Below are 16,842 nucleotides of genomic sequence, written 5' to 3' on the forward strand. Positions count from 1 at the left end.
AATAGAGTTAGTATAATTAAAATAAATATTCGTCAGTTAATGACAACTTCTGCATTCTCTGTCATCAGGGGAACAGCCGTCTTAGTCAAGCTGTCCCAGTCTGCACGGATAAAGCCTTCGCCTTTGCATGGGCGCTTGTCCATCAACAGAGTTTCACCTTTGTTTATCATGCGTACGTGTACATTATTAAAATAAATATCTTTTACCTTACCAGGTACGTCGCCTCCCACGAAGCAGCCGTTCTCGCTGGTAGCAGTAATGTTATTGAACCAGATGCGGCTCACCTCACCACAGCGGCCCTCAATCTGGCCTTTAGGGAAACGCCAGTTGGCATCCTTGTGGTTTCCGTTTGCACGGGGATATGAGGTAACATAGATTGGCTCGGCCTTACCCCACCACACATCGCTCCACAGACGGCAGTCGAGTTGGATGTTTGAGAAAACAACATCCGTCACCGTTCCCTCGTCGCGGTTCTGGATGCCCAATCCACGGTTTGAACCTGTGATAATACAATTATCAAACACTACGTTATAGATTGAATCCATGTTCTCGCTTCCTATCTTGATGGCACAAGAGCGCGAAGACATGACACAGTTGGTGACGGTGATGTCGTGGCAAGAACCGTAACGCTCTGTCTCACGACGGTTCTTCAGACAGATACAGTCGTCGCCCGACGTAATATGGCAATTGCTGATACGAACATTCTTAGAATGATCGAGATCGATACCGTCGCCATTGCGAATCTTGAGATTGTTCAGAAGATTGATTCCATCGATGACAGCCTCGTTACAGCCCACGAGATGTACCGTCCAATATGCTCCTTCCTTGATGGTGACATCGCGGATGGTGAGATTGCTGACATTCGTCAGCGTCAGTACATGAGGGCGAGGATCGAAAGCCTGATCAGCCAGAGGCTTCAACTCATAGGAGTCTTCCAGCTCTGCCCCCATGAAGGCAATGCCGTTGCCATGAATGGTGCCTTTTCCTGTTATACTGATGTTCTCGGCATCTTCGGCCCAGAGCCACAACATGCCTTCGCCGCGATTCTCACCGAATGCGCTCAGGTGGTAGATGTTCTCATCAGGATTGGCTTTCAAGGTGGCTGTCGCCTCCAGGTAGAGTTCCACGTTACTCTTCAACTGGATAGGGCCTGCCATAAATGTATGATTACGCGGAAACAGCACTCGTCCACCACCCTCAGCAGAGCATTTGTCGATGACACGCTGAATGATCTGAGCGTCGTCTGTCTTACCATCACCCTTGGCTCCAAAAGTAGTCACATCGTAGACGATTTGGCCAACAGATGAAAGCGTCAGCATCATGAGCATACATCCACACAGAAACGTTCGTTTTAACATGATTATATTAGTAGTAACGGGTAAATTTATGTTGCAAAGATAGTATATTTTGTGAATAAAACAAAACATTTCGAATAAAAATAGTATCTTTGCACCCGTTTAATCCATTAAAAGTCGATATAATGACAGATATATGCTGCATAGGACATATCACACGTGACAGAATCATCACTCAAGACCCTCCAAACACGGTTCACTGCGCTGGAGGTTCGGCTTATTACATTGCCTGGGCTTTTCAAGCACTGCCTCATGATGTAGACTTCCACATGGTGACCAGCGTGAGCCATGAGGTAATGCCTGAAGTGGAGAAACTTCGCAAGGCAGGAATCCGTGTGACAGCCTTCGAGAGCGAGACAAACGTGTTCTTCGAGAACAAATATGGCGAGAACATGGACCACCGCACTCAACGGGTGCTAGCCAAGTCGGCGCCCTTCACCATGGAACAACTCAAAGAGGAAAAGGCACGTGTCTTTCATCTCGGTACATTACTGGCAGACGACTTCGCCCCAGAGGTTGTGGAATATCTTGCCACAAAAGGTGATGTATCCATAGATGTGCAGGGATATCTGCGTAAGGTGGTCGGAGAAGAGGTCTCTTCTACGGAATGGACAGACAAGCTTCGGTTGCTGAAGCATACAGCCATCCTAAAAGTAAACGAATGGGAATGCCAGACGCTAACGAGTATTACCAATCCGTTTACGGCCGCAGAGCAGATTCATGACTGGGGCGTTCGGGAGGTAATAATCACCCTTGGTGGCGGTGGCTCGGTAATCTATGCCGAGGGCCAGTTTTATGAGACGCCAGCCTACCCTCCACGCCATCTTGTTGATGCGACAGGATGTGGCGATACTTATAGTGCAGGTTATCTTTATGCACGTGCCAAAGGCATGTCGTACGCTGAGAGCGGGAACTTTGCTGCCGCTATGTGTACTCTGAAACTTGAGCACACCGGTCCCTTCTCTCATACAATATACGACGTTTGTAAGATTTTATCGAAATAAGTTATTTGAAAATCAGGGTCAGTAACCGTTCTGGCTTGAACAGTTCGCAGGCCACCTGCTGTATCTCATCGGCTGTTATGGCGTCGATGCGACGATAAAGGGCATCAAGATGACGTTCTTGTCCATGATGGAGAAAGCTTCTGCCAAAGTCGAGTGCAAACTGTTCGTGATTATCACAGGCAATAGCAATCTGACCTTTCAATTGCCGTTTAGCCGCAGCAAGTTGTCTGTCGCTAAGCGGTTTTTGCATCATACGGTTGAGTTCGTGGCGTACCAAGCGGAGACAACGACGGATATCATTGTGGTCGCAACCGAAGTAAACGCTCCATGCGCCCGTATCAGAATAAGATGTCATTGCGCTTTCAACGGTATAGACCAGTCCATGATGTTCACGGAGCGAGAGGTTCAAACGGGCATTCATGCCAGGACCACCTAGTAAATTATTAAGCAGGTAGAGGGTCATGCGGCGCGGATCCTCATAAGGATAGGACCTGGTGCCAAGCATCACATGGGCCTGATGAGTGTCTTTCTCGAGTGTCAGCGTTTCTGAAATTTCCTCCTTGAAGGATTCATTAATCGCAGGTCTCTCTTTCTGTCTGCCATCCTCTCTGAATTCCTGTTTCTCAAGGTTTCTCACCAGTCGCTTGAAATCAATATCACCATATACAAAGAAGACGGCATTGTCTGGGCGATAGTACCGCTGAACAAAACGGAGTGCATCTGCTGTTGTATAAGAATGAAGGAGGTCGGCCCTGCCAAGGATATTATGACCGAGAGGGTGGCCTTCAAAAAGGATGTTCTCAAACTCGTCGTAGATTAGTTCGGCTGGAGAATCGTTATAACTCTCAATCTCATCGCAAACGACCTCTACTTCTTTATCCATCTCATGCTGAGGATAGGTGCTGTGAAAGACAATATCGGTAAGAACGTCGACTGCACGCAGGAAATGCTCCTTAGAGATGGCGGCATAGAACACCGTATCTTCCTTATTAGTAAAAGCATTTAGTTCACCACCCACACCTTCAAGGGCATTGATAATCTGCAAGGCATTGCGCCGCTCTGTCCCTTTGAAAGTCAGATGCTCGCAGAAATGAGCCAGTCCTTCTTCACCAGGAAGTTCATTGCGTGTGCCTGCAGCTATCTGATAACCACAATAGACCACCTGCGACACTGATGGCAGGTGGATGACGCGGAGACCGTTTTTAAGGGTGTAAGTGTTATATTTTGTCATTTCGGCTGCAAAGTTACTCAAAATCATTCGATTTCTCGTGGGAACTTCGATTTTTTTCGTATCTTTGCAGCCATAACTAAAAGAATATGCGAAAAGTAATAGGTATTGGCGAGACAATTCTCGATATCATTTTCAAGGATGAACAGCCTATAGGAGCTGTACCTGGCGGCTCTATGTTCAATGGTCTGATTTCATTAGGGCGTGTGGGCATGGATGTGACATTTATCAGTGAGACGGGCGACGACCGTGTGGGGCAGCGTATTATCCGTTTTCTGGAGGACAATCACGTCGATGCCAGTAGCGTAAGTATCTATCCGGAATCAAAGTCACCTATATCTCTGGCTTTCCTGAATGAGAACAACGATGCGGAGTATATTTTCTATAAAGACCATCCTCACGACAGACTGGAGATGATTTACCCCGACATTCATTCTGATGATATCGTGATGTTCGGCTCTTTCTATGCCGTAAACCCTGTTATCCGACAACAGATGGCGGCTTTTCTGGAGCACGCTCACAATTGCGGCGCCATTCTTTATTACGACGTGAACTTTCGCGCCTCTCACCGTGACGATCTAATGAGAGTCAAGCCCAACCTGCTTGAGAATTTTGAGTATACAGACATTATTCGTGGCAGTACGGAGGATTTTGAGGTGATGTATAATAAAAAGGACGCAGAATCAATCTATCGCTCAGAGATATCTTTCTATTGTAAGAACTTCATCTATACACAAGGAGCAGAGCCTTTGGAAGTGCGTGGCGCAGGGGGCTTCTGTCGCCAATATCCCGCAATGCAGTCTGAAACTGTCAGCACGATTGGAGCTGGCGACAACTTCAATGCAGGGTTCGTCTATGGAATTATTAAGTACGGTGTTACCCGTGAGATGCTTGAACACGGTCTTCCTGAAGAGCTGTGGGACAAAATAGTAGATGAGGCTCAGCAGTTTGCCGCAAACGTATGCCAAAGCATCAACAACAGTGTGGACCAAGTGTTTGCCGACCTGAAAAAACAAGAGCTCTTGGACGAGCCAAGCGGCAAAGCCGAGCGGGAGGCATGCCTGGAGGAATTGGAAAAGAATAACTAAAAATGATAAATTTATGAAGGAAATTATCAACAAAATCTACTATGTAGGTGTCAACGATCGTAACAAGAACCTCTTTGAAGGTTTGTGGCCATTGCCAAATGGCGTGTCTTATAACTCTTATCTGATTGATGATGAGAAAGTGTGTCTGATTGATACTGTCGAGGTAGATTTCTTCGTGCAGTTTCTTGAAAACATACATGAGGTCATCGGCGATCGCAAAATTGACTATCTGGTTATCAACCACATGGAACCTGACCATAGCGGCAGTCTTGCACTGATTAGGAAATATTATCCAGAGATTCAGATTATCGGTAATAAAAAGACATTCCAGATGGCCGAAGGTTTCTATGGCGTCATTGACGGTCTGTTAGAGGTCAAGAACGGTGATACGCTGGAACTTGGTAGTCACACGCTGAACTTCGTGATGACTCCGATGGTGCATTGGCCTGAGACGATGGTAACACTGGAATCGGTAAGCCACGTCCTCTTCTCTGGTGACGCTTTCGGATGCTTCGGTGCTTTGAATGGCGGTGTTGTGGATTCTCAGATCAATACTGATACATTCTGGCTGGAAATGGTGCGATACTATTCAAATATCGTTGGCAAATACGGTACTCCCGTGCAGAACGCCTTGAAGAAACTTGAAGGCATTCAGTTGGATTATCTCTGTGCTACACATGGTCCAGTATGGCATGAATATGTTGAAAAGGTAATAGGTATCTATGACACGCTCTCAAAGTATGAGACAGAGCCAGGGCTTGTCATCTGCTATGGTACGATGTATGGAAATACTGAACGTGCCGCAGAAGTTATAGCCCGTGCGGCTTCTGAGGCTGGCGTAAAGAACATTGTGATGTATAATGTCTCAAAGACTCACCATAGCTATATTATACGTGACGTGTTCCGCTACAAAGGTCTGATTGTAGGCGCTCCTACATATAATACAGGGCTTTATCACGAGATGGACGTGCTGCTTTCGGAACTAGCAGGGAAGGACATTAAGAACCACTATCTCGGATGGTTCGGCTCTTTCGGCTGGGCGTCAAAGGCTGTAGCTGAGATTCAGAAATGGAACGATGAGCGTCTTCACTTCGAGGCTGTAGGAGAACCTGTAGAGATTAAGCAATCCCTCACCCCCGAGACTAAAGCCCAATGCGAAGCTCTCGGCCATGCCATGGCAGAAAAACTTAAGCAATAAAACTGTATTGTCTTGTTTTTGCTGACTTAGACGTCACCTTTCCTTATTACAAGCGGTCTGTACTACCGATACAGACCGCTTGTAATGGATAGGGGGCTATTTATTTCTTTTTCTTACGAGGCTTGCGCATGGCCCAACCTTCTTCAGTGAAATCAGGCTCTGGCCCTTTTAAATCACGAGCGCCTCTGCTCTTGCCTTGTGGACGACCCTCGGATGAACGCATCAAGCTACGCCTATCGTCTTTCTTCTGGCGCTTGGAGGTTGATGACGACTTGCCTTCTGGCACTTTTCCACCTTCGTCTGCATCATTACAACGAACCGTTCTTCCCTTATATCTGATGCCAGACAACTGTATCATCACCTTCTTGGCATCCTTTTCCGGTACCTCAAAGTAAGAAATGGTATCAAGCAGGTCGATATGCCCCACCTCTTGACGTCCGCCAACGAAGCGGTTCAATGTCTGCATCAGTTCACCAGGATAGAAGCCATCACGCTTACCGAGATTAATGAAAAGTCGCTTATAGCCCTTTGCTGCTTTGTTCTGCAGCTTTTGCTTGTCGCTCTGAGGCTTTCTTTCCTTCCTGTCTGGTACAACCGCCTCAATCTCTGGTGCTTCGGCATAATAGGCCAGAAACTTTCCAAACTCCAATGATACAATCTTCTTGATAAGCTCTTCTTTATCGATATATTCGAAATAGCGATTGATATCTTGCATGAAAGGAGCTATCTCTTCATCATCTACGTCGGTCTTCACAATCTGGTCCATCACTTTATAGAGCTGTTTCTTGCAAATCTCTTCTGCCGATGGAATCTCAGCCTTCACAAACTCCTTACCAATTTCCTTCTCGATATTGCGAATCTTAAACTTCTCGCGGCTATGAACAATCGAAATAGAAGTTCCCTTCTTGCCAGCACGGCCTGTACGACCAGAGCGATGGGTATAGTTCTCGATATCATCGGGCAGCCCGAAGTTGATGACATGTGTCAGATCGTCCACATCCAGTCCGCGAGCAGCCACATCTGTGGCTACTAGCAGTTGTGTCAAATGGTTGCGGAACTTCTGCATCGTCAGGTCTCGTTGTTGCTGACTCAGGTCACCATGTAGTGACTCTGCATTATATCCGTCTTTGATGAGCTTGTCGGCAATCTCCTGTGTCTCGACTTTTGTACGACAGAAGATGATGGCGAAGATGCGGGGGTAATAGTCGACAATACGCTTCAAAGCGAGGTATTTGTCTTTGGCGTTCACCATATAATAAATATGGTTTACGCTCTCGGCTCCTTCGTTGCGACTACCTACCACAATCTCCTTGTAGTCGTGCAGGTATTTCTTAGCCACACGTTCCACCTCTTTACTCATCGTGGCAGAGAACATCAGCGTATGATGATTAGCAGACAATGATTCAAAAATCTCGTTGATACTGTCTGAAAATCCCATGTTCAGCATTTCGTCAGCCTCGTCAAGCACAATATTCGTTACTTGTCCAAGTTGGGCTTTGCCACGATGCATCAGGTCGACAAGTCGTCCAGGAGTTGCCACGATAATCTGCACGCCTTTCTTTAAGGCACGTACCTGTGGCTCTATAGCAGCACCGCCGTAAACAGCCTCAACATGGACACCATCCATGTATTTGGCAAAATCGCGGATATCATCTGCTATCTGTAAGCACAGTTCTCGCGTAGGCGAGAGCACCAGTGCCTGGGTATCGCGCCATGATGTGTCTATGCGCTCCAACAAGGGAATACCAAATGCTGCGGTCTTACCTGTTCCCGTTTGCGCCAAAGCGATTACATCATTCTGATTCTCCAACAAATAGGGAATCACCGCCTCCTGTACAGGCATTGGCTGTACAAAACCTAATTCATCGATGGCCTTGCGAATTGCCTCACAAACGCCAAGTTCTTCAAATGTCTTCATCTATTATCTTACAACTTCAGTAAATTCCGGCTTTGCCCCTTCTTCCTTACCCACCGTTACAAAGATGGTAGAGACAGCCTCTTCACCGTTCATACCGCGACCCTTCACCGTAAATTGATAATCGGTGCTATCATCAGTAATACGTTTGCCAACGGTTGAGGGGGTACCAAGAGGGAACTGGTAACTCGAGCAGGCGGCATCAAAGATAGCTTTCTCCTCTTCAGTTACAGGCTGCTGAGCGGAATACTCAGGTAACTTGGAAACGACTCCCTCTTTATATCCGTTCTCTTTCAGGAAACGGTCAAGTTCTTTTGCAGCAGCGTCCACTCTAGCAGCACGGACACCATAACCTTTCTGAATCTTTGCATTGGGCAGGGCTTTCTTTAAATCTGCAGAAGAAGTGTTCAGCCCACCACTACCGAATGAGCAGAATGGCACAATGGTTTTCCCGTCAAAGTTCTGCTCTTTCAGGAGAGTAGCAATCGGAAGAGCGTATGTACCGCCCCAAATGGGATAACCTAGAAAAATTATGTCGTAATCCGCAATGTTCGACTTAAGAGGCTTCAGAGCTGGCATCTGACCACTCTGCCTCTCTTTATTGCTGCGCTGTATAGTTGCCTGGAAGTCTCCAGAATAAGGCTCTACAGCCTCAATACTTTCAATATCAGCACCTAACTGTTTCTGCAGTTCTTCTGCTACGACTTTTGTTGTTCCACCTTCGGAAAAATAAAGCACTAGTTTCTTTTGTGCATAACCTGCTGTTATGCATGTTGTCATTACGAGTGATAATAATAGTTTCTTCATAAGTTATTGTTTTGTGGGTTTATTGTTTAATTTCTATTTCGCTTGCAAAGATACAAAAATATTTGTAACTTTGCAAACATTATGAAGATATGTGTATTTTGTTCTGCTAATGAGCAGATTGATCCTGAGTTTTTTGCGATGACAGAAGAACTTGGGAAATGGGCCGCCACCAACAATCACAGCATTGTTTATGGCGGTGTGAACCAAGGGCTTATGGAGTGTTTGGCTAAAGCAACAAAGAAGGATGGAGGCCGCACGATAGGTGTCGTGCCTATGATGGTGGAAAAGAGTGGACGCACAAGCGACTATGTAGATGTGGAGATTCCTTGCGATAATCTCACAGACCGCAAACAACTGATGATGGATCAGAGCGATGTGTTTATCGCCCTGCCTGGAGGTATCGGCACTATTGACGAAGTGTTTACCGTTGCAGCATCAGCAACAATCGGGTATCATCAGAAGATGGTCATTCTGTATAATATGAAAGGCTTCTGGAACCATTTGATTGCCCTACTTGACGATTTGCAGGCAAAAGGAATGATTCGCGGTGATTGGCACCAGTATATAAAAACAGCTGATTCCATCGAAGAAATCAGCCAAATAATAAAAATTTAGGGCCTTGCAAGTAGCAAGGCTCTTTCTTTTCAATTAATAAGGTGAAATGTTATTCAATTCACCTATTTTACCCTCAACAACAGGATTCGTCATAAGTTTCTTGAAGTCTTCAAGGGTGATGTGGGTCTTTGGAGTAAAGTCCCCAGAAGTCATATACTCCAAGATACTGCGATAGAAGGCGCGGCCTTCTGGATAGGATGTGGCAGCCTCAAGATCGGCCATACATACCAGTAACTTGCCTTTATCCACTTGAAATTCGAAGACAAGGCCGAGTTTATGATTACGTTCCACGTTATCGATAACCTGTATGATAGGACGATAGTCAGGGCTAGTATTGTCGAGTATCATCGGATGACTGGCTTTGATAATAGGAAACCATTGCCAATTGGTATGCATTTCTGTAGGAAAACCATTAAATATGGGGTGATTCGGATCTGTCAAAATACCTAGGGTTCCTGGTGAAACAGGCTTTTTATTATTCTCGGAAATGGTTTTGAACATACGATAGTTCCAATAATCGGTGGTAAAGAGTCCGCCAACACAGAGATCGGTAGAATCAGGCATTAACAATACACTCTTACCTTTCTGCAGCTGACCAATGGCAATATCGTTTAGTTCATTCGTCACCATTACCAAACTCTCCAGTTTACTCAAATCACTCCAAGCTGGATAAACCCAGAGATCGTAAGTATTGTGATAGGGTGCGCCGAAATACTCCGTTTCGCCTATAGAAAGGCTGAGCTGAAGTTTGGTTGGCTTGTCAAAGGCTGAGAGGTCGATGCAGAGTTCTCCAGCAGTGAAAAGGCCTTCTGTAGAAGGCAGTAGAATATTTCCTGATGCAACGCCTTTCGAGCCAGAAGTCAGTTGCCAACATAATGTCTTTCCATTCAACGATTCCCCACTATAGTTAGCTACCTGAATCCAAGCTCTGATGCCTTCTTGGTTGGTGAAACAAAATCTGTCGGCTATGAGTAGCGGTACTACAGGGGCGCACCACTGTCGCCACTCACGCTCCGTACAAATGCCTTTCGGTTCCATAAAGGCATTGAGAATACCCACGTAAGCAGAGCCTTGCCCAGGATAATCTTGCAAATCAAGAAGCTGGAAACCTGCCATGTTTCTAGTGCGCAAATCCATCTCTATGTCTTGTTTATAGAGCTGGAGCGACCAGAGTCCGCTTGCCTTATGAAAGTCTTTTGCTTGATCTAACATACCAGCCTTCTCTAGGCGATTGCGGAACACCTCCATATTATAAGGATAAAGCACACCTGTGTATTTCTTGATTTCATCGTAATCGGGATAAGTCTGGAATTGAGCCGTTTCGTGTGAAATGACAGGAACGGCCTTAGTCCATGCAGTCCCTTCTGGGTAGGCTAATTGACAGCCTTCCTCAAAGTTCATCATCGTATTAGGATAAAAATGATTTATAACACCACCGTCAGCGGCATCTGCAAACGAGAACGAGCCTCGGGTGTGGGTGTTATAATTTCCCCATCCCTCACCACCTACACGACAAGTGGTAAAATAATCCATTCCTTTTTTCACGCCTTGATAACCCAAATAGTAATTGGAGCCGAAAGTATAAAACTTGTCCGGGGCAATCTTGCGGAAATCTTCGACGAATTCTGCCATTTTTTCTATTGAGCCCCAAAGCTCGTTGCCGAGTGCAAACATACGAAACGAAGGATGATGACCATAGGTTCGCAATATATTCACTCCTTCTTTATGTAGGAAGGTCATCAGCGTATCGTCTTGCTCATCAAAGCTACCCCAGAAGGGAAGCTCGGGCTGCATGATAATGCCCAACTCATCAGCAGCTACGAATGCTGCCTCTGGCGGACACCAGGAATGAAAACGGATGTGGTTAATACCATATGCACCACAAGTGCCAAGATATTTCCTCCACGACTCTACATCCATTGCCACATGACCTGTCAACGGCCATACACAAGCATCGTGCTTACCCCTTAAATAGATGACATGTCCATTAGCATAAAAATGCTGGCCTTCGATATGGAAATCACGGAAGTTCTGGTGTACTACTTTTACCTGTGACGGTGAAGGGAGTTGTGTTGACAGTTCGATTTTACCGATGATACCATTCCAGTTTGTTTGAGTGCTCTCGGTATAGGCGTGACTACTTTCGTAAAGTTGCTCAGGCACTCCGTAACCATTATCAATCATGATGGTAAGCTGGTGCTTACCAGGTTTAAGCCATTTGGAGAGTTCAAATATCTGAGGAGTAGATATATCGTTTGAGGAAGCTGCGAATTTTCCATCCACATAAACTTCCGATGGCTTTGTACGTTCCAGAGTCAGATAAACAGGCTTACCTTTCCAAGAAACAGGGATATCCACCTCTTTCTGATACCACGCTCGTCCCTTGTACGACCAAAGTCGCGATAATTGGGTGGTTTCCTCACTTCTTGCAGTATAATCACCCTTCTTATTGGTATCGGTTGTTCCTGGCAGTTGGATTGTTTCCGTTAATTGAGTCCCTGCCTGGATTGTTTTGTTACGATCAAGAGCGAACAGCCAAGTGCCACTCAGATCAATGTATTTCGGCAGAGCCTCCGCCTGCATATTCAGGCAGAGGCCAGCCATTAGTAGTATAGTAGTTAGTTTTTTCATTCGGTCTTCAGTTTCTTTTATTCTTCACTCATTTTGCGCCAATCTCCTTGATTAATCTGTCGGCCTTACCCCAGCTTTCCATCATATAGAGCACGTAACGGATGTCTACACCGATACAGCGGGCCAATTGTGAGTCGAAGAAAATGTCAGAACTCAGGCTATCCCAGTTGCCGTCAAAAGCGAGACCTATAAGTTCACCTTTGCCATTAAACATAGGTGAGCCAGAGTTTCCACCTGTTATGTCATTGTTTGAAAGGAAGCAAAGATGCATCTTACCCGTAGTCTTATCAGTATATTTGCCAAAATCCTTCGCAGAGAGCAGTTCCTTCATGATAGGTTCTGCCTCATAGTCGATTACCCCTTGCTCTCCTTGCTTCATTTTCTCAACAATACTCTCTGCAGTAGTATAATAACCTGAGGGCTTGCCTGCCAACAGATATTCACCCACCTGGCCATAAGAGAGACGCATAGTGAAGTTGGCATCGCTATAGTTAGGCATATCCTCTTCCATGCGTAATTTGGCAGCACAGAGGTAACGTTCCTGAATATCGATAGAATCAATAGTTGAAATAATGTCAGTCCGTATATCGGCAAGGGTACTGATAAGGCTTTCGCCATACATCACCGCAGGATCCTTATGATATCCCTTCTTATTTACATAGATTTTCTTGCCACTTTTCATTAGTTTCGACTTCTTATAAAGCTCATTTACGAACTTCTGATAGTCACCCTTATAGTCGTGATCGATAATATTATAGAAGTCGGGCTGATATTTTATTTCCACCTGATCACGATAGTGCTTCAGCAGGGCTGCAAGAATCTCACGGTCTGTATCATAGTCCCACTCATCAGAATTGTTCTTGAACTCGATATAGTTGCTCTTGGGCTTACCATCTTTGCCTTTAATGATAGCGCCATTCTGTACACGAACAGCCCTACGGGTCATCTCATCGGTGTTGCGTCTACCAAAAGTCTCATTATAGAAAGTCAATGCTCGCACGGCATTAAAGCGCCTCTCATAAAGCTTTTCTAGCTTTTCAAAGTCGAGTTTACCCATCAAAAAGCCTGTAGAATCCTGCCACTGGCGAATTTTCTGTTCAAACTGTGCCTTCTGTTGGATAAGTCCGATGGAGTCGATACATTTGTTCATTCCGATGGAGTTCTTCCAGTAATTGGAACTCTGAGCGTATTTTGAGTCGTACTTAATACGTACGGCCTCGTCAGCACGCATATGACGAATCATAATATCCTGCTTTACCTCACGAGTCTGGTAACGGGGTTTGTTCTCAGCATCGCGACGTTCCTTAATACCATAGCTCGACAAATAGCGGCTTGTACTACCAGGATAGCCTATAGTCATAGAGAAAGAACCTGGCACATAGCCTTGCAATGAAACTGGCGCCCACATTCTAGGCTTCATCGGAACATTGTCTTTAGAATATTTTGCAGGTCCACCCGTCTTAGGGTCTACATAAACACGAAATACAGAAAAGTCGCAAGTCTGACGAGGCCACATCCAATTGTCGGTCTCACCACCAAATTTACCCATTGACTTGGGTAAGGCAAACACCAAACGAACATCATGATAGTCGCGATAGGTGGTAAGATAATACTGATTCCCTTCGTAAAAAGGCTTGATTTCCACACGCAACGTTGAATCTTGCTTTGCAATTTCTTTCAACATCATATTCTCTATGGAATCAACAAAATGCGAGCGTTCCACCTCTGCCAGTTTGTTCAGTCCCAATGAATCAAGATAAGCAGTGATATCCTTTTGCTCCACCATAAAACTGACAAAGAGGTCCTCATTAGGCAGTTCCTCCTCGTAACTATTGGAAACAAAACCATTAAGCATGTAGTCGTGCTCTACGGTAGAATGGCTGCGTATGGCCTCAAAACCACAATGATGGTTAGTGAAAACCAATCCGTTAGGTGATACTACAACACCAGAACAATAACCACCAAAGTTAACAACGCAGTTCTTAATAGCATTATCGCCTTGATAAAGCGCGCTATAAGGAAGTTCAAAATTCTCCTGCTTCATCGTCTCGTAGACAGCATTCGGCAGGTTGTAAAGTGTCCACATGCCTTCATCTGCATGAACTGATGAAAGACTACATATTAACACTAATGTAAAAAGTAATTTTTTCATATCTTGTTATTTTTTGAATTTCTTTCCGATAATGGGAATACTGCTGAGTGGAAAGTCTTTTTTTACCAGATAAGCAACAAAGACTCCTACCAATAAGGTATTCACAGATATGGCAAGCCAGGTCATCAGCAAATTGTTTGATATCTGAATTCCAACAAAGAGAAGGATGGCTATTAACAGATAAACAGTCATGTCCTTAATCGGATAAGCAATAGGGTAGTATCGCTGGCCTATAAAGTAGGATAGGACCATCGAAGTCGCGTATGCCGCAAATCCTGCCCACGCACATGCCATATAACTAAAACTGGGAATCATCAGAACATCTATCGTTATGAGTACCACGGCTCCGATACCAGAGAAGTACGCTCCCCATATTGTTCTGTCTGTGAGTTTGTACCAAAATGAGAGATTGAAGAATACACCAAACATAATCTCTGCTGCCATTACAATAGGTACAACACGAAGCCCCTCCCAATAGGTTTCGCCAACCACATATTTAAGAATGTCAAGATAGCCCATCACCACTAGGAAAGCCAATAACGTAAATATCAGATAAAACTTCATGGCCTGAGCATACATCTCCCGATTATCCTTTTCTTTTGATTTTCCAAACACAAAAGGCTCATAGGCGAAACGAAAAGCCTGAGTTATCATCACCATAATCATGGCTATTTTTATACATGCTCCATAGATACCAAGTTGCTCGCGTGCCTCATCCTGCGATCCATCGAAAAGGTAGGGGAAAAGTATTTGTGAAGCAGCCTGATTCAATTGTCCCGCCAATCCCATCACGAGTAGCGGCCAAGTATAAGTAAGCATACGCTTACATGTAGCCTTCTCGATTCTAAAGGAATTCGTCCCCCACTCTTTCCAGAGCAGCAATAAAGTGACAATTGTACATAACAAGTTAATATAGAAAACAAAAGCCACATCAAGTGTAAACTGCTCATCATAGATACCAAATAGATTCAGTTTCAGGGCAGGTAATACAATAAGATATAGAATATTAAGCGTAATGTTCATCAGAATGTTTATAACCTTCAGCAAGGCAAAACGCAGGGGTTTGTGTAGATATCGTAAATAGGCAAACGGGATTGCCATAAATGCGTCGATGGCAACAGTGGCATACATCACCCCTATATACTCCGGATGGTCAGCATAACCTGCGGCACTTGCTATCGGATGTAGAAACAATAAAACCAGAATTGTCGAGATAAGTGATGTCATCATCACCATTGCCAATGTGGTAGAATAGACCTTCTTAGGATCCTCACCCTCTTTGCTCATAAAGCGAAAGAAAGTGGTCTCCATACCAAAGGTCAGTAGGATGATAAGTATCGACACATAAGCATAGACATTTGTGATAATACCATATTCTCCTCCAGACGCTGCGAATCGTACCGTCTGGATAGGTACCAACAGATAATTGATAAATCGGGCAACAATACTACTCAGCCCATAAATCGCCGTGTCTTTTGCTAATGATTTTAGATTTGCCATAACTTAACTAAAGAATAAATACGCTATTGCAATGGCAGCAATGATACCTGCCAAGTCTGCCAAGAGACCGCATGCTACAGCATGACGGGTTTTCACAATACCTACACTGCCAAAATATACAGCCAAGATATAGAATGTGGTATCAGTAGAACCTTGGAAAATACAACTCAAACGCCCCACAAAAGAATCTGCGCCATATGTAGTCATGGCATCAACCATCATACCTCGAGCACCACTGCCAGAGAGAGGCTTCATCAGCGCTGTAGGCAGGGCTGCAACAAAGTCGCTGTTACCACCACAAGCCTCAACGCCATAACGAATGCCGTCGATTATCATATCCATTGCGCCTGAAGCACGAAAAACGCCTATGCCAACAAGGATCGCTACGAGATAAGGGATAATTCTGACTGCTGTTTGAAAGCCCTCCTTCGCCCCCTCAATAAAGGCATCGTAGACATTAATTTTCTTTCTAACTCCTGCCAGAATGAAAGCTATGATAATTACCATCAACAGGATATTGGCTGATGAGGTACTTACACGATTCATCAGCAAAGAGTCCATTTGCCCAAGGCTCCAAATGATACCAGCCACAACTATAGCAGCCCCACCAAGTGTAAGTAGGATGGTGCGATTTAGCAGATTAATTTTCTGGAAGAGACTCGTAATGGTAATACCTGCAAGGGTCGAGAAGAATGTAGCCAACAAAATGGGGATGAAGATGTCTGTTGGCTGAGCGGCTCCCATCTGGGCACGATACACCATGATAGAAATTGGTATCAGTGTTAATCCTGAAGTGTTCAGCACAAGAAACATAATCATCGGATTTGTTGCCGTATCTTTCTTGTGGTTCAGTTCTTGAAGCTGCTCCATAGCTTTCAGTCCCAAAGGCGTAGCAGCATTGTCAAGCCCCAGCATATTCGCTGCTATGTTCATAAAGATGGAACCCGTAACAGGATGCCCCTTGGGAATATCAGGAAACAGCTTTGTGAAGATAGGACTCAGGAGACGGGCCAGTACATTCACGACACCGCCCTTCTCACCTATTTTCATGATACCCAACCAGAGTGACAACACACCGGTTAATCCTAAGGAAATCTCGAAGGCTGTTTTCGACGATGAAAATGTTGAATCCATCATAGCAGGGAATACATCGAAGTCTCCCCAGAACACTAGTTTCACCAGCGCAATCACAAACGCCACGATGAAAAACGCTACCCAAATCCAGTTTAATACCATATTGACTGCAAAATTACAAATTATTCCGAAAATATGCAAGCGGATTCATTCCTTTTGTATGTTTTAAGGCAAAAAAGGAGGCGTCAACTCACGCAGACGCCCTCCCAGACTAG

The 16,842-nt window shown here is 44.9% G+C and carries 12 protein-coding genes; 4 read left to right on the top strand and 8 right to left on the bottom strand.

What is annotated here, in order from left to right; translation table 11 throughout:
- Positions 1 to 32: 32 nt before the first annotated feature.
- Positions 33 to 1,358 (bottom strand): glycoside hydrolase family 28 protein, encoded by a 1,326-nt coding sequence (locus T325_RS11865; protein WP_036914289.1) that lies wholly within the window; start codon positions 1,356 to 1,358, stop codon positions 33 to 35.
- A 122-nt stretch (positions 1,359 to 1,480) separates the two neighbouring features.
- Between T325_RS11865 and T325_RS11870 the strand changes: the two genes are divergently transcribed.
- The gene (locus tag T325_RS11870; RefSeq protein ID WP_036914292.1) at positions 1,481 to 2,359 is read left to right on the top strand and encodes a PfkB family carbohydrate kinase; all 879 of its coding nucleotides are present in this window, start codon (positions 1,481 to 1,483) and stop codon (positions 2,357 to 2,359) included.
- A gap of 1 nt (position 2,360) precedes the next feature.
- Here the strand turns inward: T325_RS11870 and T325_RS11875 are convergent, their stop codons facing one another.
- On the bottom strand, positions 2,361 to 3,590 hold the full coding sequence (locus T325_RS11875; RefSeq protein WP_036914294.1) for a M16 family metallopeptidase: 1,230 nt from the start codon (positions 3,588 to 3,590) through the stop codon (positions 2,361 to 2,363).
- Positions 3,591 to 3,676: 86 nt separating this feature from the next.
- Here T325_RS11875 and T325_RS11880 point away from each other — a divergent pair, with 86 nt between their 5' ends.
- Together T325_RS11880 and T325_RS11885 are read left to right on the top strand one after the other, a co-directional pair.
- On the top strand, positions 3,677 to 4,675 hold the full coding sequence (locus T325_RS11880; RefSeq protein WP_081911221.1) for a carbohydrate kinase family protein: 999 nt from the start codon (positions 3,677 to 3,679) through the stop codon (positions 4,673 to 4,675).
- Positions 4,676 to 4,688: 13 nt separating this feature from the next.
- A complete protein-coding gene (locus tag T325_RS11885) occupies positions 4,689 to 5,873 on the top strand; it encodes an FprA family A-type flavoprotein (RefSeq protein WP_036914298.1) in 1,185 nt (394 codons plus the stop codon).
- A gap of 100 nt (positions 5,874 to 5,973) precedes the next feature.
- Here T325_RS11885 and T325_RS11890 read toward each other — a convergent pair whose 3' ends face one another.
- Complete coding sequence (locus T325_RS11890; RefSeq protein ID WP_036914301.1) at positions 5,974 to 7,791, bottom strand: DEAD/DEAH box helicase; 1,818 nt, start codon at positions 7,789 to 7,791, stop codon at positions 5,974 to 5,976.
- A 3-nt stretch (positions 7,792 to 7,794) separates the two neighbouring features.
- Positions 7,795 to 8,595 (bottom strand): flavodoxin, encoded by an 801-nt coding sequence (locus T325_RS11895; protein ID WP_231622235.1) that lies wholly within the window; start codon positions 8,593 to 8,595, stop codon positions 7,795 to 7,797.
- Positions 8,596 to 8,676: 81 nt separating this feature from the next.
- On the opposite strand from T325_RS11895, the gene T325_RS11900 reads away from it, so the two are divergent.
- On the top strand, positions 8,677 to 9,210 hold the full coding sequence (locus tag T325_RS11900; protein WP_036914303.1) for an LOG family protein: 534 nt from the start codon (positions 8,677 to 8,679) through the stop codon (positions 9,208 to 9,210).
- Positions 9,211 to 9,243: 33 nt separating this feature from the next.
- On the opposite strand, the gene T325_RS11905 is transcribed toward T325_RS11900, so the two are convergent.
- Genes T325_RS11905 through T325_RS11920 form a run of 4 tightly spaced genes read right to left on the bottom strand, consistent with a single transcriptional unit; the run spans position 9,244 to position 16,729 of the window.
- On the bottom strand, positions 9,244 to 11,841 hold the full coding sequence (locus T325_RS11905) for a sugar-binding domain-containing protein (RefSeq protein ID WP_036914306.1): 2,598 nt from the start codon (positions 11,839 to 11,841) through the stop codon (positions 9,244 to 9,246).
- Positions 11,842 to 11,869: 28 nt separating this feature from the next.
- On the bottom strand, positions 11,870 to 13,993 hold the full coding sequence (locus T325_RS11910) for a S46 family peptidase (protein ID WP_036914309.1): 2,124 nt from the start codon (positions 13,991 to 13,993) through the stop codon (positions 11,870 to 11,872).
- Positions 13,994 to 13,999: 6 nt separating this feature from the next.
- Entirely contained in the window at positions 14,000 to 15,493 is a 1,494-nt protein-coding gene (locus T325_RS11915) for an oligosaccharide flippase family protein (RefSeq protein WP_036914312.1), read from the bottom strand.
- Between the two features lie 3 nt (positions 15,494 to 15,496).
- Positions 15,497 to 16,729, bottom strand: a complete 1,233-nt coding sequence (locus T325_RS11920) for a nucleoside recognition domain-containing protein (RefSeq protein ID WP_036914315.1) — start codon at positions 16,727 to 16,729, stop codon at positions 15,497 to 15,499.
- Between the last annotated feature and the right edge of the window lie 113 nt (positions 16,730 to 16,842).

Source organism: Prevotella sp. FD3004 (assembly GCF_000746155.1).
GTDB lineage: Bacteria > Bacteroidota > Bacteroidia > Bacteroidales > Bacteroidaceae > Prevotella.

Coding starts and splice junctions, on each gene's coding strand:
- T325_RS11865 (WP_036914289.1), bottom strand. CDS start 1,358: ATGTTAAAACGAACGTTTCTGTGTGGATGTATGCTCATGATGCTGACG.
- T325_RS11870 (WP_036914292.1), top strand. CDS start 1,481: ATGACAGATATATGCTGCATAGGACATATCACACGTGACAGAATCATC.
- T325_RS11875 (WP_036914294.1), bottom strand. CDS start 3,590: ATGACAAAATATAACACTTACACCCTTAAAAACGGTCTCCGCGTCATC.
- T325_RS11880 (WP_081911221.1), top strand. CDS start 3,677: ATGCGAAAAGTAATAGGTATTGGCGAGACAATTCTCGATATCATTTTC.
- T325_RS11885 (WP_036914298.1), top strand. CDS start 4,689: ATGAAGGAAATTATCAACAAAATCTACTATGTAGGTGTCAACGATCGT.
- T325_RS11890 (WP_036914301.1), bottom strand. CDS start 7,791: ATGAAGACATTTGAAGAACTTGGCGTTTGTGAGGCAATTCGCAAGGCC.
- T325_RS11895 (WP_231622235.1), bottom strand. CDS start 8,595: ATGAAGAAACTATTATTATCACTCGTAATGACAACATGCATAACAGCA.
- T325_RS11900 (WP_036914303.1), top strand. CDS start 8,677: ATGAAGATATGTGTATTTTGTTCTGCTAATGAGCAGATTGATCCTGAG.
- T325_RS11905 (WP_036914306.1), bottom strand. CDS start 11,841: ATGAAAAAACTAACTACTATACTACTAATGGCTGGCCTCTGCCTGAAT.
- T325_RS11910 (WP_036914309.1), bottom strand. CDS start 13,993: ATGAAAAAATTACTTTTTACATTAGTGTTAATATGTAGTCTTTCATCA.
- T325_RS11915 (WP_036914312.1), bottom strand. CDS start 15,493: ATGGCAAATCTAAAATCATTAGCAAAAGACACGGCGATTTATGGGCTG.
- T325_RS11920 (WP_036914315.1), bottom strand. CDS start 16,729: ATGGTATTAAACTGGATTTGGGTAGCGTTTTTCATCGTGGCGTTTGTG.